The sequence below is a fragment of the Streptomyces sp. NPDC058796 genome, from assembly GCF_042745235.1.
Classification (GTDB): Bacteria; Actinomycetota; Actinomycetes; order Streptomycetales; family Streptomycetaceae; genus Streptomyces.
Map to the genome: position 1 here is coordinate 319,765 of NZ_JBHYOP010000002.1, position 23,498 is coordinate 343,262.

The window sequence follows — 23,498 nt, forward strand, 5'->3', positions numbered from 1 at the left end:
CGCAACCGTACAACTACGATCTAAGGAGATGAAAATATGACTCATTGCGAATCTAGCCGCAGACACCAGCGAAGCGGAAGAAAAGCGGCTAAATGGGGCATGGGATGTGATGAAACGGGGCGGGTCCGACGCGCATGTCTGCTGCGTGGCCGCCCCCTCACGTAGAGTGCCGAAGACGACACACAGCCCCGTAACTCTTTCGAGTGACCGTCGTTGAGAGTGCGGAGGCGGTTGAAGGAACAAGTGCTCGGGCGGGCGTCCGGGACGGTCGACCGCACAGGTGACGATTTCGTACCAGCCTGGAGGCTCAACGTGACGCGCATCAGCTGCGGAGGACGGTCATGACTTCCGTCCTCGTCTGCGACGACTCCCCGCTTGCCCGAGAGGCGCTCCGCCGCGCGGTCGCGACCGTGCCCGGCGTCGAGCGCGTGACGACGGCCGCCAACGGCGAGGAAGTCCTCCGCCGCTGGGGTGCCGACCGCTCGGACCTGATTCTGATGGACGTGCGCATGCCCGGCCTGGGCGGCGTAGAGACCGTCCGGCGGTTGCTGTCCGCCGACCCCGGCGCGCGCATCATCATGCTCACCGTCGCCGAGGACCTGGACGGCGTGGCCCTCGCGGTCGCCGCCGGTGCCCGCGGCTACCTGCACAAGGACGCCTCGCGCGCCGAGCTGCGCGCCACGGTCACGCAGGCCCTCGCCGACCCGACCTGGCGGCTCGCCCCGCGCCGGCTGCGCTCGGCCGAGATGGGCGCCGCGCCCACCCTCACCGCGCGTGAGATCCAGGTGCTGGAGGGCATGAGCCACGGCCGCTCCAACGCGGAGATCGGCCGCGAGCTGTTCCTCTCCGAGGACACCGTCAAGACCCACGCCCGGCGGCTCTTCAAGAAGCTCGGCGCCTCGGACCGAGCACACGCGGTGGCGCTCGGCTTCCGGTGGGGCCTGGTCCGCTGAGGCCGTGCGACGGAGTCCGAAAGGGCCCGTCGGGGGAGCGGCGGTCCCCGCTTATCGCGAGGTGAGCGGGGGTGACAAGGCGACCCGCCGGGTGCCCGCTGCTCGTTTCGGCGCGGATGACGCATCCTTGAGGTGTGGAGTTCCTCGGGGACGAGTCGGTCGAGCGGAAGGGGAGGGCGCAGGGGATGAGTTCCGGCGCACCTGCTCATAACGCTTCGGTGCACAACAACGGGCACGAAGCCACGGATCGGACGGCCGCAAGGCACCATGGACCGATGCGTGACGACGAGGCGGCCCCTGATCAAGGGACGGTCGGCGGGCTCGTGCACCGCGCCGTCGACGGGGACGAGCAGGCCACGCACGACCTGCTCGCCCATGTCCACCCCTTGGCCCTGCGCTACTGCCGCACGCGGCTGTCCCGCCTGCCCGGCGACGCCCGGCACTTCGTCGAGGATCTCGCCCAGGAGGTCTGTGTGGCGGTGCTGCTCGCGCTGCCCCGCTACAAGGACACCGGCCGCCCCTTCGAGGCGTTCGTCTTCGCCATCGCCGCCCACAAGGTCGCCGACCTCCAGCGCGCCGCGATGCGGCACCCGGGCTCGACGGCCGTCCCGTCCGACGAGATGCCCGAACGCCCCGACGACTCCCTCGGCCCCGAGGAGCGCGCGCTGCTCAACAGCGACGCCGCCTGGGCCAAGAAACTGCTGGCCAACCTGCCGGAGAACCAGCGCGAGCTGCTCCTGCTCCGCATCGCGGTGGGCCTCACGGCCGAGGAGACCGGCCAGATGTTGGGAATGTCACCCGGCGCCGTCCGGGTCGCCCAGCACCGGGCGCTGAGCCGGCTGCGGGCCCTGGCGGAGCAGTAGCACCGGGGGATGAACGGGCGGCGCGTTCTGGTCGTAGGAAGATATGAACGCCGGTGGGATGCTTGATCGTGGAATGAGACACCTCCGCTTCCCGTTAGCATGGACATCCGCACCGAGCAAGGCCATTGGGGAAGGTGTCATGACTGCCAACGTCGACGGAGTGCCCGAAAAGTTCGCGACACTCGGGCTGACCTACGACGACGTGCTGCTGCTGCCGGGTGCATCCGAGGTGCTCCCCAACGCGGTCGACACCTCGTCCCGCATTTCCCGCAACGTCCGGGTGAACATCCCGCTGCTCTCGGCGGCGATGGACAAGGTGACCGAGTCCCGCATGGCCATCGCCATGGCCCGCCAGGGCGGTGTCGGCGTGCTCCACCGCAACCTGTCGGTCGAGGACCAGGTCAACCAGGTCGACCTGGTCAAGCGCTCCGAGTCCGGCATGGTGACCGACCCGATCACGGTCCACCCAGAGGCCACGCTCGCCGAGGCGGACGCCCTGTGCGCCAAGTTCCGCATCAGCGGCGTCCCGGTCACCGACCCGGCCGGCAAGCTGCTCGGCATCGTCACCAACCGCGACATGGCCTTCGAGTCCGACCGCACCCGCCAGGTGCGCGAGGTGATGACGCCGATGCCGCTGGTCACCGGCAAGGTGGGCATCTCCGGCGTGGACGCCATGGAGCTGCTGCGCCGCCACAAGATCGAGAAGCTTCCGCTGGTCGACGACGCCGGTGTGCTCAAGGGCCTGATCACGGTCAAGGACTTCGTCAAGGCCGAGCAGTACCCCCACGCCGCCAAGGACGCGGAGGGCCGGCTGCTGGTCGGCGCCGCCGTCGGCGCCAGCCCCGAGGCCCTGGAGCGCGCCCAGGCCCTGGCCGCGGCCGGCGTGGACTTCCTGGTCGTCGACACCTCGCACGGCCACAACAGCAACGCGCTCAGCTGGATGGCGAAGATCAAGTCGAGCGTCGGCGTGGACGTCATCGGCGGCAACGTCGCCACCCGCGACGGCGCCCAGGCCCTGATCGACGCAGGCGTCGACGGCATCAAGGTCGGTGTCGGCCCCGGCTCCATCTGCACCACCCGCGTCGTCGCCGGCATCGGCGTCCCGCAGGTCACCGCCATCTATGAGGCGTCCCTGGCGGCCCGCGCCGCGGGCGTCCCGCTGATCGGCGACGGCGGCCTGCAGTACTCGGGCGACATCGGCAAGGCGCTGGCCGCAGGCGCCGACACGGTGATGCTGGGCAGCCTCCTCGCGGGCTGCGAGGAGTCGCCGGGCGAGCTGCAGTTCATCAACGGCAAGCAGTTCAAGTCGTACCGCGGCATGGGCTCGCTGGGCGCCATGCAGTCCCGCGGCCAGGGCAAGTCGTTCTCGAAGGACCGCTACTTCCAGGCCGAGGTGGCCTCCGACGACAAGCTCGTGCCCGAGGGCATCGAGGGCCAGGTGCCCTACCGCGGCCCGCTGGCCAACGTGCTGCACCAGCTCGTCGGCGGTCTGCGCCAGACCATGGGGTACGTGGGCGCCGCCACCATCGCGGAGATGGAGTCGAAGGGCCGCTTCGTGCGGATCACCTCCGCGGGCCTCAAGGAGAGCCACCCGCACGACATCCAGATGACGGTCGAGGCACCGAACTACAGCCGCAGCAAGTAAGAGGCAGCCTTCCGAGGGCGGTCCCGGACCATCCGGGGCCGCCCTCTGCGGTGCCCCGCCGTGCCCGTCGGGGATACTGGAAGGCGCTGCAACGCATCAGGGAAAGGCCACAGACGTGACTGAGATCGAGATCGGGCGCGGCAAGCGCGGCCGCCGGGCGTACGCCTTCGACGACATCGCCGTCGTCCCCAGCCGCCGTACGCGGGACCCGAAGGAGGTCTCGATCGCCTGGCAGATCGACGCCTACCGCTTCGAGCTGCCGTTCCTGGCCGCTCCCATGGACTCGGTCGTCTCCCCGGCCACCGCCATCCGCATCGGCGAGCTCGGCGGCCTCGGCGTCCTGAACCTGGAAGGGCTCTGGACCCGGCACGAGGACCCGCAGCCGCTGCTCGACGAGATCGCCGGCCTCGACGCGGACACCGCGACCCGCCGCCTCCAGGAGATCTACGCCGCTCCCATCAAGGAGGAGCTGATCGGGCAGCGCATCAAGGAGGTGCGTGACTCCGGCGTCGTCACCGCCGCCGCGCTCTCCCCGCAGCGCACCGCCCAGTTCTCCAAGGCCGTCGTGGACGCGGGCGTCGACATCTTCGTCATCCGCGGCACCACGGTCTCCGCGGAGCACGTCTCCGGTTCGCACGAGCCGCTGAACCTGAAGCAGTTCATCTACGAGCTGGACGTCCCGGTGATCGTCGGCGGCTGCGCCACCTACACCGCCGCCCTGCACCTGATGCGCACCGGCGCCGCGGGCGTCCTCGTCGGCTTCGGCGGCGGCGCCGCCCACACCACGCGCAACGTGCTGGGCATCCAGGTCCCCATGGCGACGGCGGTCGCCGACGTGGCCGCCGCCCGCCGCGACTACATGGACGAGTCCGGCGGCCGGTACGTGCACGTCATCGCCGACGGCGGCGTCGGCTGGTCCGGCGACCTGCCCAAGGCGATCGCCTGCGGCGCCGACTCCGTGATGATGGGCTCCCCGCTGGCCCGCGCCACCGACGCGCCGGGCAAGGGCAACCACTGGGGCATGGAGGCCGTCAACGAGGAGCTGCCCCGCGGCAAGAAGGTCGACCTCGGCACGGTCGGCACCATCGAGGAGATCCTCACCGGCCCGTCCCACACCCCCGACGGCTCGATGAACTTCTTCGGCGCCCTGCGCCGCGCGATGGCCACCACCGGCTACAGCGAGCTGAAGGAGTTCCAGCGCGTCGAGGTGACGGTGGCGGACTCGCAGCACCGGCGGTAGTCACCCGTACGCAGTACTGAGGGGCCCGGGGCGATCGCTCCGGGCCCCTCGGCGTGTCCGGGCGCAGGTCAGAGCCGGTGCGCCGCCCCGGTGGGCGTGGCGCCCCGCGTGTCCAGCAGCAGCTGGGCCTTGACCGACAGGCCCTGGAGGTCGTACGTGCGGTGCTGCTGGAGGAGGATCGTGAGGTCGGCGTCGGCGGCGGCCTCGTAGAGGGAGTCGGCGCGGGGGACGGGGCGGTCGGCGACGTTCCAGGACGGGATGTGCGGGTCGTGGTAGCTGACGGCGGCGCCCATCGACATCAGGCGGGTCGCGATCTCCTCGGCCGGGGCGGCCTGCTGGTCGGCGAGGTCGGCCTTGTAGGTGACGCCGAGGAGGAGGACGCGGGCGCCGCGCGCGGACTTGCCGTGCTCGTTGAGGAGGGCGGCGGCGCGCTGGACGACGTAGCGGGGCATCTGGCCGTTGACCTGCTGCGCCAGTTCCACCATGCGCAGGCTGTGCGGGGCCCGGCCGGTCAGGTCCTGGGGGACGGAGTGGCCGCCGACGCCGGGGCCGGGGCGGAAGGCGTGGAAACCGAACGGCTTGGTCTCCGCGCAGCGCAGCACGTCCCACAGGTCGACGCCGAGGTCGTCGCAGAGGACGGCCATCTCGTTGACGAGGGCGATGTTGACGTGCCGGAAGTTGGTCTCCAGGAGCTGCACGGTCTCCGCCTCGCGGGGGCCGCGGGCGCGGACCACCTTGTCGGTGAGGCGGCCGTAGAAGGTGGCGGCGGACTCGGTGCAGGCGGGGGTGAGGCCGCCGATGACCTTCGGGGTGTTGGCCGGGGTGTGCTCGCGATTGCCGGGGTCGACGCGGCTGGGGGAGTAGGCGAGGTGGAAGTCGCGGCCGGCGCGCAGTCCGGAGCCCTGCTCGAGGAGCGGGCGCAGGAACTCCTCCGTCGTCCCCGGCCCCACCGGCGACTCCAGGATGACCGTGGTGTGCGGGCGCATGTGGGCGGCGAGGGTGCGGGCGGCGGCCTCCACCTGGGTGAGGTCCAGGCCGCCGTCCGGGGAGGGCGGGGTGGGCGCGCAGATGACGGCGGTGCGGACCCGGCCCAGCTCGGCCGGGGTGGCGGGGGTGCGGAAGCCCGTCGCGAGCATCCGGCGGACCTCGGCGGGCGTGAGCGGGTCGGCCTCGGGGCCGGTGCGGTAGCCGAGGGTGGGGATGCCTGCGGCGACGGCGGCCTGGGCCAGGGGCAGGCCGTACGGGCCGAGTCCGATGACGGCGAGGTCTGCGGGCATGGCGTAAGCCGTCCTTCCCAGTAGCCGAAGCGGGACAGGTGCGCAAGCCCGGTGGACAGGATGGGCGAGCACACCGTCAGACTAGGAGTAAATATGACCGATTTGCGGGATTGGTCGGCCTGGTTTCGGTGAGTGTCGACGGGGATCCGCGAGGAGGTTGTCCACAGGCTGGGGCCGTGCGACGGCCGATGTCGGGCGAGCGGGTCAGAATCTGGGCATGGTGGGTACCAGGAACCGGGCTTCGCCCGACGGGTGTGTTCGCCCGGCGGGCGCGGCCGACGCGACCGACAGCGGGAGGCAGCAGTGAGGACAGCGACCCTGGGGCCGGCGCAGCGCGCCGAGTCGCTCGCGGCCATGGCCGAGCGCGAGCTGGACGTTCTGGTGGTGGGCGCGGGCGTGGTCGGCGCGGGCACGGCCCTCGACGCGGTCACGCGCGGCCTCTCCACCGGCCTGGTCGAGGCGCGGGACTGGGCGTCGGGCACCTCCAGCCGCTCCAGCAAGCTGATCCACGGCGGCCTGCGCTACCTGGAGATGCTCGACTTCGCCCTCGTGCGGGAGGCGCTGAAGGAGCGCGGGCTGCTGCTGGAGCGGCTCGCACCGCACCTCGTGAAGCCGGTGCCGTTCCTGTACCCGTTGCGGCACAAGGGCTGGGAGCGGTTCTACGCCGGCTCGGGCGTCGCCCTCTACGACGCGATGTCGATGGCCCGCGGACACGGCCGGGGCCTGCCGATGCACCGCCACCTGAGCCGCCGTCACGCCCTGCGCGTGGCCCCCGCCTTGAAGAAGGACGCGCTGGTCGGCGCGCTCCAGTACTACGACGCTCAGATGGACGACGCCCGGTTCGTGACGACCCTGGTGCGCACGGCGGCGGCGTACGGCGCCCAGGTCGCCAACCGCGCGCGCGTCACCTCCTTCCTCCGCGAGGGCGAGCGCGTGGTCGGCGCGCGCGTGCAGGACGTCGAGGCGGGCGGCGAGTACGAGATCCGCGCCAAGCAGGTCGTGAACGCGACCGGCGTGTGGACCGACGACACCCAGTCGATGGTGGGCGAGCGCGGCCAGTTCCACGTCCGGGCCTCCAAGGGCATCCACCTGGTCGTCCCCAAGGACCGCATCCACTCCACCACCGGGCTCATCCTGCGCACCGAGAAGTCCGTGCTGTTCGTCATCCCCTGGGGCCGCCACTGGATCATCGGCACCACCGACACCGACTGGGACCTGGACAAGGCGCACCCGGCCGCGTCCAGCGCGGACATCGACTACCTCCTGGAGCACGTCAACTCGGTGCTCCACGTGCCGCTCACGCGCGACGACGTCGAGGGCGTCTACGCCGGGCTGCGCCCGCTGCTGGCCGGCGAGTCCGACGCCACCAGCAAGCTCTCGCGCGAGCACACCGTCGCGCACCCGGTGCCCGGCCTGGTCGTCGTGGCCGGCGGCAAGTACACGACGTACCGGGTGATGGCCAAGGACGCCGTGGACGAGACGGTGCACGGGCTGGACATGCGGGTCGCCGACTGCGTCACCGAGGACACGCCGCTGCTCGGCGCCGAGGGGTACCGGGCCATGTGGAACGCGCGGGCCAGGGTCGCCGCGCGCACCGGCCTGCACGTCGTACGCGTCGAGCACCTGCTGAACCGATACGGCGCCATGACGGAGGAAGTGCTGGAACTGATCGCCGCCGACCCCTCCCTGGGCGAACCGCTGCACGCCGCCGACGACTACCTGCGCGCCGAGATCGTCTACGCGGCCTCGCACGAGGGCGCGCGCCACCTGGACGACGTACTGACCCGGCGCACCCGCATCTCCATCGAGACCTTCGACCGGGGCACCCGCAGCGCCCGCGAGGCCGCCGAGCTGATGGCTCCGGTGCTCGGCTGGGACAAGGACCAGGTCGAACGGGAGGTCCAGCACTACGAGAAGCGGGTCGAGGCCGAGCGGGAGTCGCAGCGCCAGCCCGACGACCTGACGGCCGACGCGGCCCGGCTGGGGGCGCCGGACATCGTGCCACGGTAGGGGCCGCCGGGGCGGGTGTGACGCAGGGTCACCCCGCCGTGCTCCCCGCCCGCTCGCCCGGTCGGCGCCAGGGGCACCCTGGGCGTCGAGCACTTGTCGGGTGAGGGACAATGAAGGCTCTGTCAGGGCGGGTTGCATGAGGGGACGCATGTCGGAGGCGGAGCGGGCGGGGACACCCCGTACGGACAAGAGCGCACGTCTCCTCGCCGGGCGGTACCGGCTGGGAGACGTGCTCGGCCGCGGCGGCATGGGGACGGTGTGGCGGGCGGAGGACGAGACCCTCGGACGCACGGTCGCCGTCAAGGAGCTGCGGTTCCCTGGGAACATCGACGAGGAGGAGAAGCGGCGCCTGATCACGCGGACCCTGCGTGAGGCCAAGGCGATCGCGCGGATCCGCAACAACAGCGCCGTCACGGTCTACGACGTCGTCGAGGAGGACGACCGCCCGTGGATCGTGATGGAACTCGTCGAGGGCAAGTCGCTCGCCGAGGCCATCCGTGAGGACGGCCTGCTGGAGCCGAGGCGCGCCGCCGAGGTGGGTCTCGCCATCCTCGACGTGCTGCGCTCGGCGCACCGCGAGGGCATCCTGCACCGCGACGTGAAACCGTCCAACGTGCTGATCGCCGAGGACGGCCGGGTCGTGCTCACCGACTTCGGCATCGCCCAGGTCGAGGGCGACCCGTCCATCACCTCCACCGGCATGCTCGTCGGCGCCCCCTCCTACATCTCCCCGGAGCGTGCCCGCGGCCACAAGCCCGGCCCGGCCGCCGACCTGTGGTCGCTCGGCGGACTGCTGTACGCGGCGGTCGAGGGGGCGCCGCCCTACGACAAGGGTTCCGCCATCGCCACGCTCACCGCGGTGATGACGGAGAACCTGGAGGAGCCGAAGAACGCCGGCCCGCTGCGGGACGTCATCTACGGCCTGCTCAACAAGGACCCCGCCCAGCGGCTCGACGACGCGGGCGCCCGTGCGCTGCTCAACAAGGTCATCCACGCCCCGGACCCGGCGGACGAGCCGGCCGACGCCACCAAGGTCGTGCCGCTGCCCGCCCAGCCGGACGAGCGGTCCGCCAGGGGCGGTGCGGCGGGCGCCGGGGGCAGGCGCGGCGAGGAGGCCGGGGAGCGGCTGCGCGGCGCGCTGCGTTCCGTGCGCAAGGCCGCCGTCGGGGCGGGTGCGGCCGGTGCCGCGGCCGCCTCCCGCGCCAAGCAGGGCGGTGCCGGCCGGGACGCCTCGGGTGCCGCCGGCGCGGCCACCGCTTCGGCGTCCGCCGGGACGGCCGCGAGCACGCCGGCGCGGACCGGTGGGCCGGGCACCGGCGTCCGTGGCGGCTCGGGTGCCGGTACGGCTGCGGCGTCCGGTGCTCGCCCGGGTGCGGGCGCCGGTGCCGGTTCCGGGGTGGCGAACGCGCCCGCGGGCGCCCGCAGCTCCGGCTGGCCCGTCGTGCCGCCCCCGGACCTGCCGCCCCGGCCCGCGCCCCGGGCGCCGCTCACCGACGTGGTCCCGCGCCGGACGCTGGTCGTCATCGCGGTGGTTGTGGCGCTCGCCGTGCTCGGCACCGTGCTGGCCCTCACGCTCGGCGGCGACGACGACAAGGGCGCCCAGGGCGGAAACGGTGACAAGTCCGTCGCCACCGCGGGCGCGAGCGGCGACACCAAGCAGGACGACGAGGGCGGGGCCCGCACCGACGGTTCCGCCTCCCAGGAGACGGCGGACGGGGGCGCGCCGGACTCCGGCGCGAGCGCGTCCGGCGACACCGGGGCGGACGGCGCCGGTACGGGTGACGAGGGCAAGTCCGACGACGAGGGCGCGGCGGCCACCCACGAGGGCGCCCAGGGCTACTCCATCGGGCTGCCCGAGGGCTGGAAATACCAGTCCAAGAGCTCGGCGGGGGACCGTTTCACCGGTCCGAACGGGCAGAAGCTGCTCGTCGCCTGGACGTCCGCGCCCAAGGGCGATCCGGTCGCCGACTGGAAGAACCAGGAGCGGTACATGGTCCGCTCGCAGTACGAGAAGATCCGCATAGAGAAGGTGGGCTACCGCGGCTGGAACGCGGCCGACTGGGAGTTCACCTACACGGACGACGGCACCAAGTACCGCACCGTGGACCGGGGTTTCGTCGTCAACGACCACCAGGGCTACGCGCTGATGTACACCGCGAAGGCCGACGGCTGGGACAGCGACCTGCGCCGGGACACCTGGCGGACGCTGACGCAGTCGTTCCAGCCCAAGTCCTGAACCGGGCGGGCCGGGTTTGAGCGGTCCGATATCTGGCATCCCCTCTTTGCGGGTTGCCTCCGGCACGTATCGTGAGTGCTTGCGGACCGTGCGCAGCCGGAACGGCCCGCCGGGCGAACGGAATTGACCGACGGGCTGCCGGGGGTGGCGACGTGGACGACTATGCGGGACGGGTGCTCGCCGACCGCTACCGCCTGCCGCTGCCGCCGTCCGAGGAGTACGAACTCACCGAGACCCGGGCCTTCGACACCTACAGCGGCCAGGAAGTCCTGGTCAGGCAGGTGCCGTTGCCCGAGGTCGTTGAGGCCGAGGTGCTCGACGCGGACGGTCTGCCCGACGGGTTCACGGCCCGCGACGGCGGCCTCGGGCACGCCGGCGGCCGGTCGGCGGCCGCGCGCGGCGCTTCCCGGAAGCCCGCCGACCCGGTGGTACGCCGAGCCGTCGAGGCGGCGCAGGCCGCGGCGGCCGTACCCGACCACCCGCGCCTCGACCAGGTCTTCGACGTGTTCGCCGAGGGCGGTTCCCTGTGGATCGTGAGCGAGCTGGTGGCCGCGAGGCCGCTGGCCGCCCTGCTCGCCGAGCAGCCGCTGACGCCCTACCGGGCGGCCGAGGTGGCCTCCGACATCCTCCTGGCCCTGCGGGTGCTGCACACGTACGGCTGGGTGCACCGCAACATCACCGCGCGCACGGTGCTCGTCTGCGACGACGGGCGCGTGGTGCTGACCGGCCTGGCGGTCGGGGCGGCGGAGGAGGCGCTGTGCGGGTACGACCCGGTGCCGGCCCCCGACGCCGAGGAGGGCGGCGGCACCGCGGTCGCTCCTGACGGAACCTTCGGGCGGGGCGGTGGGGGAGCGGGGGCCGGGGCACGGGGTGCCGGGACCGGCGGTGGCGGAGGCCGGGGTGCCGGTTCCGACGCTGCCGGAGCCAGGGCCGCCGGCTCCGGCGGTTTCGTGCCCGGTGTCCGTGGCGTCGGCGGTGCCGAGGTGCACGGCGTCGGCCCGGAGGGTGCGCGGTCCGGGATCTTCGGGTCCGGCGGCGGCGATCCCGAGGCCGACCGGCGGGCCGCCATCGAGGCCCGGGACGTGGGCGGGCTGCCCGTCCCCCAGGGCACCGCGGGCACCGCCCCCGCGCCGCTGGAGACCAGCGGGGACGTCCGCGCCGCGCGCGCCGGAGCCATCGCCGCCTACCGCGCCGGCGCCCGTGCCGCCGCCCGCGTCCAGGAGGGGAGGAACGGCCGCGCGGCCCTGCCCGGCGCCCGCCCCGCCCCCGACGACGGCCCCGACGGCTCTCCCCGCGCCGTAGGCGTCGGCACCGGCACGGAACCCGGCACCGGCACCGACCGGGGACGGCCCTCGTACGCGCCGGACCGGCCCTCGCACCCCGTCGGCCACGACGCGGAGCCCGGCGCCCACACCCCCGGCCCTCACCTCGCCGTCCCCCGGCCCGCCGACGCCACCGGGCAGCACGCACCGCCCGCCGCTCCGCCGGGACAGATCGCCGACCCCTACGGCGTACGCACGACGGCCTCCTGGCACGGCGCCACCCCCCGCGCCACCGGTGAACCGCCCGCCTCCGCCCTGTCCGCCGCCCCGCAACCGGAGACGGCCCCCGCCGCGCCCACCGGGCACGGTCACTGGGACGCCCCGGCCGCCCGCACCCCCCTCCCGCGCGGCCCGGCCACCGCCCTCGCCGCCGAACGGGCCCGCCAGACCCGGATGGCCGTGGTCGGACCGGTGACCGAGCGCTGGGCCCCGGAGCAGGCCGGGCCCGTGCACGAGAACTGGCAGCTGGCCGCGCCCATCGGACCCGCCACCGACCTGTGGGCCCTGGGCGCCCTGCTCTTCCGCGCCGTACAGGGCCACGCACCGTACCCGGAGGAGTCCACCGCCGAACTGGTGCAGATCGTCTGCGCGGAGCCGCCGGCGTTCGCCGAGGAGTGCGGGCCGCTGCGTCCGGTCGTCGAGTCGCTGCTGCGACAGGACCCCACCGAGCGCCTCGACTTCGAGGAGCTGCGCGGCTGGCTGCGCTCCCTCGTCAGGTCGGCGCCCGAGCCGGAGGCGGGCCTGCACGTCGTGTCCGCCCCGCCCGCCGAGACCGGCCGCCTGCCCATCGTGCGCCGCCGGGGCGAGCTGGTGCGCAAGCGGCGCGCCGGCCTGCCCGCACACCACGGACGGCACAAACGCGACCGGCGGGAGACGGCCCGCTCCCCGCGCAGCCTCGGCCGCATCCTGCTCCTGCTGATACTGCTCGCCCTGGCCGGAGCGATCGCGTACGCCATGCTGTTCATGCCCAAGAGCGGCACGGACGGGGCCGGCGACCGCACGGGCGCCGCCGGAGAGGCGAGCCAGGCGCCGCCCGAGCGGTCCCCGGACGGCGGAGCCGGGCCCCGCCCGGAGCAGACGTCACCGGAGAACGAGTCCGCCCCCTCCCGGTCGGCGTCCGGTGCCACCGAGACGCAGGGCAACGCCCCCGCCCTGGCCGACGGTTTCACCCTGCGCGAGGACGCCGAGGGCTTCCGCGTCGCCGTCGCCGAGGGCTGGGAGCGCACACCCCGCAACGGCAGCGGGCAGGTCGTCTACAGCAAGGGCGACTTCGAGCTGATCGTCGTACCGGGCCGGGACCGCGCCGCCGAGTACGGCGACGACCCGATGGCCTACCAGCGCGACGCCGAGCCGGAACTGGCGTCGTACCGCGCCTCCAGCTGGGCCACCTCCAGCGGGCTGAAGACCATCGAGGTCGGCGGACGGACCATGGCGGAGGGCCAGTTCACCTGGACCGGCGCGGACGGCGAGCTGTACGTGCGCAACCTCGCGATGCTCGTCGACGGGCGCTACCACGTGGTCCAGGTCCGCGGCCCGGTGACGGACCGGGACGAGGTGACCCGGCTGTTCGAACAGGCCTCGGTCACCTACCAGTACACCGGCTGACCGTTCAGCGCCCCCCCGCCGTCACGTTGGTTGAGCCATTTCACGGAAAGCGACAACCGTCACAGAGCGGTTTCCATACCGCCCCACCCGTTCCCCGCGGGGTGAGCGGTCCCTAGTCTGACCTTGACCAGATCATTGCGGGGCAACGTGAATCAGATGCAGGGCCGGCTCGTCGCGGGCCGTTACCGGCTCAGCGACGCCATCGGCAGCGGCGGCATGGGCCGGGTGTGGCGCGCACACGACGAGGTGCTGCACCGGGTCGTCGCCATCAAGGAGTTGACCGCCGCGCACTACGTCTCCGAGAGCGACCAGGCGATACTGCTGGCGCGCACCCGGGGAGAGGCGCGCGCGGCGGCGCGGATCAACCACTCGGCCGTCGTCACCGTGCACGACGTACTCGAACACGACGGCCGGCCGTGGATCGTGATGGAGCTGGTCGAGGGCCGCTCCCTGGCCGACGCGGTCAAGGAGGAGGAGCGGGTCGAGCCGCGGGAGGCGGCCCGCATCGGGCTGTGGGTCCTGCGGGCCCTGCGCGCCGCGCACACCGCGGGCGTGCTGCACCGCGACGTCAAGCCCGGCAACGTGCTGCTCGGCGAGGACGGCCGCGTACTGCTCACCGACTTCGGCATCGCCCAGATAGAGGGCGACTCCACCATCACCCGGACCGGAGAGGTCGTCGGCTCCGTCGACTACCTGGCCCCCGAGCGCGTCCGCGGCCACGACCCCGGCCCCGCCTCCGACCTGTGGGCGCTGGGCGCGACCCTGTACACGGCGGTGGAGGGCAGATCGCCGTTCCGCCGCACGTCACCGCTCACCACCATGCAGGCGGTCGTCGAGGAGGAGGCCACCGAGCCCCGGTACGCCGGTCCGCTCGCGCCCGTCATCGACGCCCTGCTGCGCAAGGACCCGGCCACGCGCCCGGACGTGACCGAGGCCGAGCAGATGCTCGCGGAGGCCGCGGAGGGGCGGCGGCCGAAGTCCGCCCAGGCGTATGTGCCGACGCGCTACTCGGGCCCGTCCGGGCAGGACGGCACGGTCCACCAGGGGGCCGCGGGGCCGCCGGGCGGGACCACCGCGACGCCGTACCGGACGGCCACCGGCCCGACGGCGGTCGGCCCGACGCCCGTCGGACACGCCGCGCCCGGCCCCGTGCCGGCGGCCCGCACGGCGGCGGGGTACCCGCAGGCGGCCACCTCCCCGCCCCGCCGCCGTCGCCGCCTGCGCACGGCCGTCCTGGTCGTCGCCGTGGCCGCGCTGATCGGCGCGGGTACCGCCGTGGTGCTGCAACAGCGGGCCGACACGGGCTCGACGGCCGGCCCGGACCCCGCCCGCTCGCCCTCCGCGTCCCCGTCCGCGGCGCAGGGCAAGGGCCCCGGTGGCTCCGTTCCGGCCGACTGGGTGCGCCGCGACGACCCGCTGGGTTTCAGCCTGTACCTGCCCGAGGACTGGCAGCGCGCGGACTTCGGCGGCGACAGCGGCGAACTCCGGCAGATCGACTACACGCCCGACGGCGGTGAACACGTCCTGCGCATATCCGTCGACCGCGCTCCCGACTACAACGACCCGTACGCGCACCAGCTGGACCTGGAGGTGCAGCTCCAGCGGCTGGTCGACTACCGGCGCGTCGTCCTGGAACGGACCGGCTACCGCGACCGCGACAGCGCCCGCTGGGAGTACACCTGGACCGCGCTGGCCAAGGACACCCCCTTCCCCGGGCCGCGCCGCGCGGTGTCGCAGACGTACATGTCCCGGGACGGCGTCGAGTACGCCCTCAACATGTCGGGCCCCGCCGACGACTGGGAGACCACACGGCAGCGGTTCCGTACGGTGCTGCAGAGCTGGCAGGAGAAGACCGGGACCGCCTGACCCGCCTCGCACCGGGCGTCGGACGGACGGTGGCCGGAATTCGTCGCAACGGCGTTCGTACGTTCGTCGGTTGTCGGCCAGCCTGGTGACTGCTGCCCGGAGCCGATGCGTCCGGTGGGGCATGATGGGACGCATGATGACCGAGGGGGCGGGCGGGCGTGTCATCGCGGGCCGTTACCGGCTCCACGAGCGGCTCGGTCGCGGCGGCATGGGCATCGTGTGGCGGGCCACCGACCAGCTGCTCGGCCGCGAGGTGGCCGTGAAGGCGCTCCCCCTCGACGAGACGCTCTCCGCGGCCGAGGCCCGGCGGCGCCGCGAGCGCACCCTGCGCGAGGCCCGCGCGGTCGCCCAGCTCAGCCACCCGCACGTCATCGTCGTGCACGACGTCGTCGAGGACGACGAACGCGCGTACATGGTCATGGAACTGGTCGACGGGGGGTCGCTCGCCGACCGGGTGATCGACCGGGGCCCGGTCGACGCCGCCGAGGCCGCCCGTATCGGCATCGCCCTCCTCGGCGCCCTGCACACCGCGCACGCGGCCGGCATCCTGCACCGGGACGTGAAGCCGTCCAACGTGCTGCTGTCCGAGGACGGGCGGGTGGTGCTCACCGACTTCGGCGTCGCCCAGGTCGCCGGTGCCACCACGCTCACCGAGACCGGCTCCTTCGTCGGTTCCCCCGAGTACACCGCCCCGGAGCGGATGTCGGGCGCCGGGACGGGCCCGGAGTCCGACCTGTGGTCGGTGGGCGTGCTGCTGTGCGCGGTCCTCAGCGGTGCCTCGCCCTTCCACCGGGACTCGCTGGGCGGCGTCCTGCACGCCGTGGTCACCGAGGAGATCCGCCCGCCCGCCGAGGCCGGGCCGCTGCTCCCGGTCGTCCGGGGCCTGCTGGAGCGCGACCCGCGGCGACGTCTGGACGCGGCGGAGGCGGAGCGGATGCTGCGTGCCTTTCTGGCCACGGGCCGTGCGCCCGGGCCGCCCGGGACGGCGGAGCCCCGGCGCACGACCCGGGCCGTGCTCACCGCCGTGCTGCTGGTCGCCGCGGCGGTCGGCGCGGGCGTAACGGCGGCGGCACTGCTCGCCGACGGGGACGGCGGCGACGGGGGTGGCGCGCCGACGCGTTCGCCGTCCGCCACCTCGACGACGGAACCGGCGTCCCCCTCCGGGGTGCCGCCCGTCCCCTCGTCCGCCTCCGGTGCCTCCGCAACACCCTCAAACGGGAGATAAGCGGCAGCCGTGCGTCACGGCTCTGTGACCGCCGCGCACGGGTGGTGGATGCGGGCACGTCCGGCGCGATATGCATGGACCCATGAGCAGCAACGGGGGACCGCACAACGGGCCGGACGAGCCCACGAGTTTCGGCCTGCAACCACCGAACCCGCCCGTGGCGGTGCCCCGTCCCGGCAATCCGTACGCGGCGCCCACCCAGGTCGTGCCGCCGCGGGCGCAGGCCCGGCCGGAGGCCCGAGAGCAGCCGGAGGCCCGGGAGCAGCCGGCGATCCAGATGCCGGCGCCGCCCCGTTCCGCGGGCACCCCGGACCCGGGCGCCGGGCGTCTCATCGCCGGCCGCTACCGGCTGATCGCCAGACTCGGGCACGGCGGCATGGGCACGGTGTGGCGGGCCAAGGACGAGACCGTGGACCGCGAGGTCGCCGTCAAGGAGCCCCGCGTCCCCGACCACCTTCCCGAACGCGAACGGGCCAACGCCTTCGAGCGGATGCGCCGCGAGGCCCGCGCCGCCGCCCGGCTCGACCACCCCGCCGTCGTCGGCGTCCACGACGTGGCGGTGGTGGACGACCAGCCGTGGATCGTGATGGAGCTGGTGCGGGGCCGTTCGCTGGGCGACGCGTTGCAGGAGGGCACGCTCGGCGCCCGCGAGGCGGCCCGGATCGGCCTGGAGGTGCTCGGCGCGCTGGAGGCCGCGCACGCGGCCGGCGTCCTGCACCGGGACGTGAAGCCGGACAACGTCCTGCTCGGCCGGCACGACCGGGTCGTCCTCACCGACTTCGGCATCGCCCAGATCGAGGGCGAGACCAACCTGACCGACACCGGCGGATTCGTCGGCTCGCCCGAGTACATCGCACCGGAGCGGGTGCTGGGCCGGCGCCCCGGCCCGGCGAGCGACCTGTGGTCGCTGGGTGTGGTGCTGTACGCGGCGACGGAGGGCGTCTCGCCGTTCCGCCGCAGCAACACCCCCGCCACGCTCCAGTCCGTGCTCAACGCCGCGCCCGCGCCGCCCGCCGCCGCGCGGGGACCGCTCGCCGAACTCATCACCGGCCTGCTGGACAAGGACCCGGCACGCCGCCCGGACGCCGCCCGCACCCGCGCCCTGCTGGAGGCCGCCGCGAACCCGCCCCAGCCCGCACCCACCCGCGTGGTCCGGGGCGGCGGGGCGGACGGGCCGGAAGGTCCGGGCGGGTCGTCCGGCGCAGGATCCGCATGGAGCGTGCGGCTGGGCCGCAACGTGTGGATCACCCTGGGCGCGGCGGTCGTCGCGGCGGCGGTGGCGTCGTACCTGGTGATCGCGGAGCCCTTCGCGGGGCCGCTGCCGGAGGGGTGGAAGACGCAGGAGCTGAGCGAGAAGGCCGGTGTGAGCGTCGGCCTGCCGGCCTCGTTCGTGAAGGAGAAGGAGCACCCCGACGACTGGGACGGCACCAACGAGACGTTCGCCGACCCGAGCGGCGCCGTGACCGTCCACGTCGACCGCGACATCAAGGCCGAGGACGAGGACGGGGACATGCCGGGCACCGCGATCGCGGGCGCCTGGGCGGACTGGGACATGCTCAAGGACGGTGAGTACTCCTGGGACTTCGCCGACAAGCCCGCGCCCGAGGGGGAGCCGAAGGAGACCGAGTACCGGGGCGAGAAGGCCGCCGAGAACGTCATCGCGTACACGACCACGGACACGCAGGAGCCGCGCGAGCGCGAGTTCCACATCGTCTACTACCGGGCCGCGAACGGCGACATGTACCGGCTGTGGATCGACTACCCCCGCAAGGGCCACTTCGCCGACGAGGGACGCGAGATCGCCCGGACGGTGATCGCCAACTGGGAGGTCGCGAAGCCCTGAAGGGCGTCCGGAACCGGCTGGTCGGGGCAACGGTTGCCCGGCGGCGCCCGGGGCCGCCCGCACCGGGGCCGTGGTCCTGGGCGCGCTGCGCGCCGCGCACTCCCCGGCGCCGCGCAACCGCGGTCCGAGGTCCGACGGCGTCCCGCTCGGCGCCGGGGCCGTCGCCGGCCTCCGGCCCGCCCCGCCGCGAAATGAAAGGATCGGGTGCAACCCTTCCACACAACGCCCTGATCAGCGGGTTTGTTGCCAGCGATCACTGGCAATGTGTGAGCACTCGGTGAATCCCGATTACCGACGGGTACACAAAGCCGTCGCGGCGTCATACCCTGCGGCTCATGACGGACGCGCAGGCCCCGGAAATCACCGGCACCAACCCCCTCGCCCCCAGCCCGGCGGGCGCCCGCACCGCTGCGGACGTGGTCACCCCCGAGCTGGTCGCCCAGCTCACCAAGGGCGTGGCCGGTTCCGGCCGCACCGCCAACCACACGCCGTTCACCGGCGAGAAGCTCGCCGACCTGCCCGAGTCGACGCCCGAGGACGTGGCCGGCGCCTTCGAGCGGGCCCGCGCCGCGCAGGCCGTGTGGGAGCGCACACCGGTACGGCAGCGCGCCGCGGTCCTGCTCCGCTTCCACGACCTGGTCCTGGAGCGGCAGGCCGAGGTCCTCGACCTCATCCAGCTGGAGACCGGCAAGGCCCGCCTGCACGCCCACGAGGAGGTCCAGGCCGTCGCCGTCGCCGCCCGGCACTACGGCCGCAAGGCCCCCGCGTACCTGCGTCCCAAGCGGCACACCGGCGCCGTACCGACCCTCACCAAGGTCACCGAACTGCGCCACCCGCGCGGCGTCGTCGGCCAGATCGCCCCCTGGAACTACCCGCTGGAGCTGTCCGTCGGCGACGCGCTCCCCGCCTTCGTCGCGGGCAACGCGGTCGTCATGAAACCCGACACCGAGACCTGCCTGACCGCCCTGTGGGCCCGCGACCTGCTCATCGAGGCCGGCCTGCCCGCCGAGGTCTTCCAGGTCGTCCTCGGCGAGGGCCCGGTCGTCGGCCCCGAGGTCGTCAAGCGCGCCGACTACGTCTCCTTCACCGGCTCCACCCGCACCGGCCGCGAGGTCGCCCAGGGCGCCGCCGCCCGCCTGGTCGGCGTCTCCCTCGAACTCGGCGGCAAGAACGCCATGCTGGTCCTGGAGGACGCCGACATCGAGAAGGCCGCGGCGGGTGCCGTACGGGCCTGCTTCTCCTCGGCCGGCCAGCTCTGCATCTCCATCGAGCGGCTCTACGTCCACGAATCGGTCGCCGACGCCTTCCTGGACCGCTTCGCCGCCCACACCAAGGCGATGCGGCTCGGTACCTCCCTCTCCTACGGCGCCGACATGGGCTCGCTGGTGGGGGAGCGGCAGCTCCAGACCGTGCAGGCGCACGTGGCGGACGCCGTCGAGCGGGGCGCGAAGCTCGTCGCGGGCGGGGTCGCTCGCCCGGACATCGGCCCGTACTTCTACGAGCCGACCATCCTCGACGGCGTCGTGGCCCCCATGACCGTGTGCACCGAGGAGACCTTCGGCCCGGTCGTCTCCGTCTACCGCTTCAAGACCGAGGACGAGGCGGTCGAGCAGGCCAACTCGACGCCGTACGGCCTGAACTCCTCGGTCTGGACGAAGGACGCCCGGCGCGGCCACGAGGTCGCCGCCCGGATGCGCACCGGCACCGTCAACATCAACGAGGGGTACGCCCCCGCCTACGGCAGCGCCCAGGCCCCGATGGGCGGCATGAAGGACTCCGGCCTCGGCCGCCGGCACGGCTCCGAGGGCATCCTCAAGTACACCGAGGCCCAGACGGTCGCCCACCAGCGGCTGCTGCCGATGGCCCCGTCGCTCGGCATGGACGACGAGAAGTACGCGGCGTTCATGAGCCGAAGCCTGCGGCTGATGAAGGCGTTCCGCTTCCGCTGATCCACCCGAGCAACCCCCACCACCGCCCGTTCTCAACGAGGAGAGCACGTGTCGCAGGAGAACTCTGTCCAGACCCGGGACGAGAACGGGTACGACTACGACGTCCTCGTCGTGGGTTCCGGCTTCGGCGGCTCCGTCTCCGCCCTCCGCCTGACGGAGAAGGGGTACCGGGTCGGCGTCCTGGAAGCGGGCCGCCGCTTCACCCGTCAGTCGCTGCCGAAGAACTCCTGGGACCTCAAGAACTACCTCTGGGCCCCCAGGCTCGGCATGTTCGGCATCCAGCGCATCCACCTGCTCGGGAATGTCATGGTCCTGGCAGGTGCGGGCGTCGGCGGCGGCTCCCTCAACTACGCCAACACCCTCTACGTACCGCCGAAGCCCTTCTTCGACGACCCCCAGTGGCGGGACATCACCGACTGGCAGGACGAGCTGACGCCGTACTACGACCAGGCCAAGCGCATGCTCGGGGTCCGCCTCAACCCGACCATGACCCCCTCGGACGTGCACCTGAAGGCCGCCGCCCAGCGGATGGGGGTCGGCGACACCTTCCACATGGCGCCGGTCGGCGTCTTCTTCGGCGACGGCGAGGACGCCGACGGAACGGCGAAGGCGAAGCCGGGCGAGGAGATACCCGACCCGTACTTCGGCGGCGCCGGCCCCGACCGCAAGGCGTGCAACGAGTGCGGCGAGTGCATGACCGGCTGCCGGCACGGCGCGAAGAACACCCTCAACGAGAACTACCTGTACCTCGCCGAGAAGGCGGGCGCGGTCGTGCACCCCATGACGTCGGTCGTGTCGGTCACCGAGGACTCGCGCGGCGGCTTCGCCGTGGCCACGCTCCCCACCGACCGGAAGAAGAAAGGCGCGGGCCGCACCTTCACCGCCCGCCGCGTCGTCATGGCCGCCGGCACCTACGGCACCCAGACCCTGCTGCACCGCATGAAGGCGAACGGCCAGCTCCCGCACCTGTCCGACAAGCTGGGTGAGCTGACCCGCACCAACTCCGAGGCCCTGGTCGGCGCCCAGACCGACGACCGGCGCTACCGCAAGGCGACCGGCGAACCGCGCGCCGACTTCACGCGTGGCGTCGCCATCACGTCCTCGATCCACCCGGACGCCAACACCCACATCGAGCCGGTCCGTTACGGCAAGGGCTCCAACTCGATGGGCGGCCTGTCCATCCTCCAGGTCCCCTACGCCGGTCACACCGCCTCCGGCGCCTCCCGCGTCCTGGGCTTCCTGGGACACGCGGCCAAGCACCCTCTTCTGGTCCTGCGTTCGCTCTCCAACCGCAAGTGGTCGGAGCGCACCATCATCGGCCTGGTGATGCAGTCCCTGGACAACTCCCTGACCACGCACCTGAAACCGACGGGCGTCGGCAAGGGCCTGCTCACCGCCCGCCAGGGCCACGGCTCGCCCAACCCCAAGCAGATCAAGGCCGCCACCGAGGGCGCCGCCGCGCTCGCCGCCGAGATCAACGGCTTCGCCGGCTCCAACGTCGGCGAACTGATGGGCACCCCGCTCACCGCCCACTTCCTGGGCGGCTGCCCCATCGGCGCCTCCCGCGAGACCGGCGTCATAGATCCGTACCACCGCCTCTACGGCCACCCCGGCATCTCCGTCGTCGACGGCGCCGCGGTCTCCGCGAACCTGGGCGTCAACCCGTCCCTGACCATCACGGCGCAGGCGGAGCGGGCGATGTCGTACTGGCCCAACAAGGGCGAGGAGGACCCGCGTCCGGCGCAGGGCACCGAGTACCGGCGCCTGACGCCCGTCGAGCCCAAGTCCCCGGCGGTCCCGGCCGAGGCCTTCGGCGCGCTGCGGCTGCCGTTCCTCGGGATGCCGGCGGTGCCGCCCAAGAAGTAGCGGGCGATGCACACGCAGAAGGACCTGCGCCCCCCTCCGAGCGCAGGTCCTTCTCGTTCCGTGGAGCCGTGCCGTTGGCTACGCCTCGACACCGGCCCTGCGGCGGCGGACGGCGAACACCGCACCGGCACCCGCGACGACGGCGAGCCCGCCGACGAGGCCGATCATCGGCAGTGCCGAGCTGGAGCCGGTCTCGGCGAGGCTGCCGGTCGGCAGCTCGGAGACGTTGCCCTGCGGCTTCTTCACCGAGATCTTGCCGCCCTTGTCACCCTTGTCGCCGGGCTTGGCGGTACCCGGGTCGGGGTTGCCGGAACCGGCCGAGAGGATCTCGAATTCGTACTGGCTCCAGCCCGCGGCGACGCACTCCTGGCCGTCGACGTTGTCCAGGTAGGCGCCGAAGGCGAAGGAGTACGCGTCACCGGCCGGGGCGTTGGCGTCGACGCTGACCCGCATGTCGACGGTCTGGCTGGCCTTGGCCTTCATCTTCTCCATGTAGAAGAAGTAGTCGCCGGCCCAGTACTCGTCGCCGATGCGCTCCCAGGCCCCGGACTCGGGGTTCTTGAACTCCAGGTCGACGTACGGGCTCAGGAACTTCGACTCGTCCTCGAACTCGTAGTTCTCCACCTCGGCGTAGAAGGCGACCTCACTGACATCGGTCTTCGACTCGTTGGTGACGACGAGCTGGAACGGGTGGTAGCCGTCGCCGGCCACGATCTTGCCGGGCAGTCCCTTGAGGTCCGCGGACACCTTGGCGTCGGCGTAGTCCCCGTCGATCTCCTCGCAGACCGGCGCGTCGGGCAGCTCCGGCTCCGTCGGTCCGTCGGTCGGCGCCGAGACCGACGGCGACGGCGCGGGGCTGGTCGTCCCCGAGCCGGGGGTGCTCTCCTCGGCGGACGGGGTGCTCTGCTTCTCCGAGGGCGTGCTCTCCCCTTCGGACGACGTGCTCTGCGCGTCGGAGGGAGTGCTCTTACCGTCGGAGGGGGAAGTCTGGTCGTCCGTGGCCGTGGCTGTCGCAGTGGCCGTGGCCGTCTCGGACGAGGAACCAGTCGACGGGGAGGGGCTCCCCGTCGCGAAGGCGCCCGGTGCCGACAGCAGTGCCAGCGGGGCGATGACGGACGTCGCGGCCATGGTCACGATGGCGCGGCGAAGCTTCATGAAGACCTCGTGAAGTCAGGCGTACCGCACTCCGGCGGTACGGGGCTCTGAGGAGGCCTCCGCGTGTGGGCGCGGTGGACCCTTCTGCCGATCTACTCGATCGGTTCGGCTTGTTTGATCAGCGAAGCCTGTGAATGGTTGCCCGCGTATTCACGGAATCTTTATGTGTCGTGCGTCACGTACATGTGCTGCACGCATGCGAAGGGCCCCGCAGGGCGTGGCCGCGGGGCCCTTCCTCAGCCAGCACCGGCGTCAGGGCTGCGCCGGTGCCTCGGAGCGGCGCTGGGGGGCGCGCCGCAGGTCCGTCGAGCATGCGGTTGTGAGGGGGAGGGGCGTCCCGGGCCCGGGGCATTTCCCGTCGGCCGGCCCCGGGCGTCCCCGGAGCCGGCCGTTCTCATGGGTGACCGGGCTGCTGTCCCCTGCCGTCCGGTCACTTCCTGGAG

General features: G+C 73.1%; 14 protein-coding genes. 12 read left to right on the top strand and 2 right to left on the bottom strand.

Annotated features, from left to right (window positions below; genetic code table 11):
• Window positions 1-341 precede the first annotated feature (341 nt).
• The 4 genes from ACFW47_RS06805 (at window position 342) to ACFW47_RS06820 (ending at window position 4,701) form a co-directional block, all read left to right on the top strand.
• Window positions 342-953, top strand: coding sequence for a response regulator transcription factor (locus ACFW47_RS06805; protein ID WP_003948568.1), 612 nt, complete (start codon window positions 342-344; stop codon window positions 951-953).
• Between the two features lie 275 nt (window positions 954-1,228).
• Complete coding sequence (locus ACFW47_RS06810; RefSeq protein WP_019329587.1) at window positions 1,229-1,816, top strand: sigma-70 family RNA polymerase sigma factor; 588 nt, start codon at window positions 1,229-1,231, stop codon at window positions 1,814-1,816.
• Between the two features lie 139 nt (window positions 1,817-1,955).
• Window positions 1,956-3,461 (top strand): IMP dehydrogenase, encoded by a 1,506-nt coding sequence (gene guaB / locus ACFW47_RS06815; RefSeq protein WP_386281461.1) that lies wholly within the window; start codon window positions 1,956-1,958, stop codon window positions 3,459-3,461.
• A gap of 115 nt (window positions 3,462-3,576) precedes the next feature.
• A complete protein-coding gene (locus ACFW47_RS06820; RefSeq protein ID WP_161327658.1) occupies window positions 3,577-4,701 on the top strand; it encodes a GuaB3 family IMP dehydrogenase-related protein in 1,125 nt (374 codons plus the stop codon).
• 68 nt (window positions 4,702-4,769) lie between these two features.
• Here the strand turns inward: ACFW47_RS06820 and ACFW47_RS06825 are convergent, their stop codons facing one another.
• A complete protein-coding gene (locus ACFW47_RS06825) occupies window positions 4,770-5,978 on the bottom strand; it encodes a nucleotide sugar dehydrogenase (RefSeq protein WP_386281458.1) in 1,209 nt (402 codons plus the stop codon).
• 303 nt (window positions 5,979-6,281) lie between these two features.
• Between ACFW47_RS06825 and ACFW47_RS06830 the strand changes: the two genes are divergently transcribed.
• The 8 genes from ACFW47_RS06830 to ACFW47_RS06865 all read left to right on the top strand — a co-directional run bounded on the left by ACFW47_RS06830 (window position 6,282) and on the right by ACFW47_RS06865 (window position 21,900).
• The gene (locus tag ACFW47_RS06830; protein ID WP_386281456.1) at window positions 6,282-7,988 is read left to right on the top strand and encodes a glycerol-3-phosphate dehydrogenase/oxidase; all 1,707 of its coding nucleotides are present in this window, start codon (window positions 6,282-6,284) and stop codon (window positions 7,986-7,988) included.
• A gap of 148 nt (window positions 7,989-8,136) precedes the next feature.
• Entirely contained in the window at window positions 8,137-10,224 is a 2,088-nt protein-coding gene (locus ACFW47_RS06835) for a serine/threonine-protein kinase (RefSeq protein ID WP_386305233.1), read from the top strand.
• Window positions 10,225-10,376: 152 nt separating this feature from the next.
• Complete coding sequence (locus tag ACFW47_RS06840) at window positions 10,377-13,151, top strand: protein kinase (RefSeq protein ID WP_386305032.1); 2,775 nt, start codon at window positions 10,377-10,379, stop codon at window positions 13,149-13,151.
• A 156-nt stretch (window positions 13,152-13,307) separates the two neighbouring features.
• The gene (locus ACFW47_RS06845; protein WP_386281452.1) at window positions 13,308-15,017 is read left to right on the top strand and encodes a protein kinase; all 1,710 of its coding nucleotides are present in this window, start codon (window positions 13,308-13,310) and stop codon (window positions 15,015-15,017) included.
• Window positions 15,018-15,141: 124 nt separating this feature from the next.
• Window positions 15,142-16,242, top strand: a complete 1,101-nt coding sequence (locus tag ACFW47_RS06850; protein WP_386305235.1) for a serine/threonine-protein kinase — start codon at window positions 15,142-15,144, stop codon at window positions 16,240-16,242.
• A gap of 82 nt (window positions 16,243-16,324) precedes the next feature.
• Window positions 16,325-18,085 (top strand): protein kinase, encoded by a 1,761-nt coding sequence (locus ACFW47_RS06855; protein WP_386305034.1) that lies wholly within the window; start codon window positions 16,325-16,327, stop codon window positions 18,083-18,085.
• A gap of 335 nt (window positions 18,086-18,420) precedes the next feature.
• Entirely contained in the window at window positions 18,421-20,034 is a 1,614-nt protein-coding gene (locus ACFW47_RS06860; protein WP_386305035.1) for a succinic semialdehyde dehydrogenase, read from the top strand.
• Between the two features lie 48 nt (window positions 20,035-20,082).
• On the top strand, window positions 20,083-21,900 hold the full coding sequence (locus tag ACFW47_RS06865) for a GMC oxidoreductase (protein ID WP_386281444.1): 1,818 nt from the start codon (window positions 20,083-20,085) through the stop codon (window positions 21,898-21,900).
• A gap of 78 nt (window positions 21,901-21,978) precedes the next feature.
• Here the strand turns inward: ACFW47_RS06865 and ACFW47_RS06870 are convergent, their stop codons facing one another.
• Window positions 21,979-23,055, bottom strand: a complete 1,077-nt coding sequence (locus ACFW47_RS06870; RefSeq protein ID WP_386281442.1) for an LAETG motif-containing sortase-dependent surface protein — start codon at window positions 23,053-23,055, stop codon at window positions 21,979-21,981.
• Window positions 23,056-23,498: the final 443 nt, after the last annotated feature.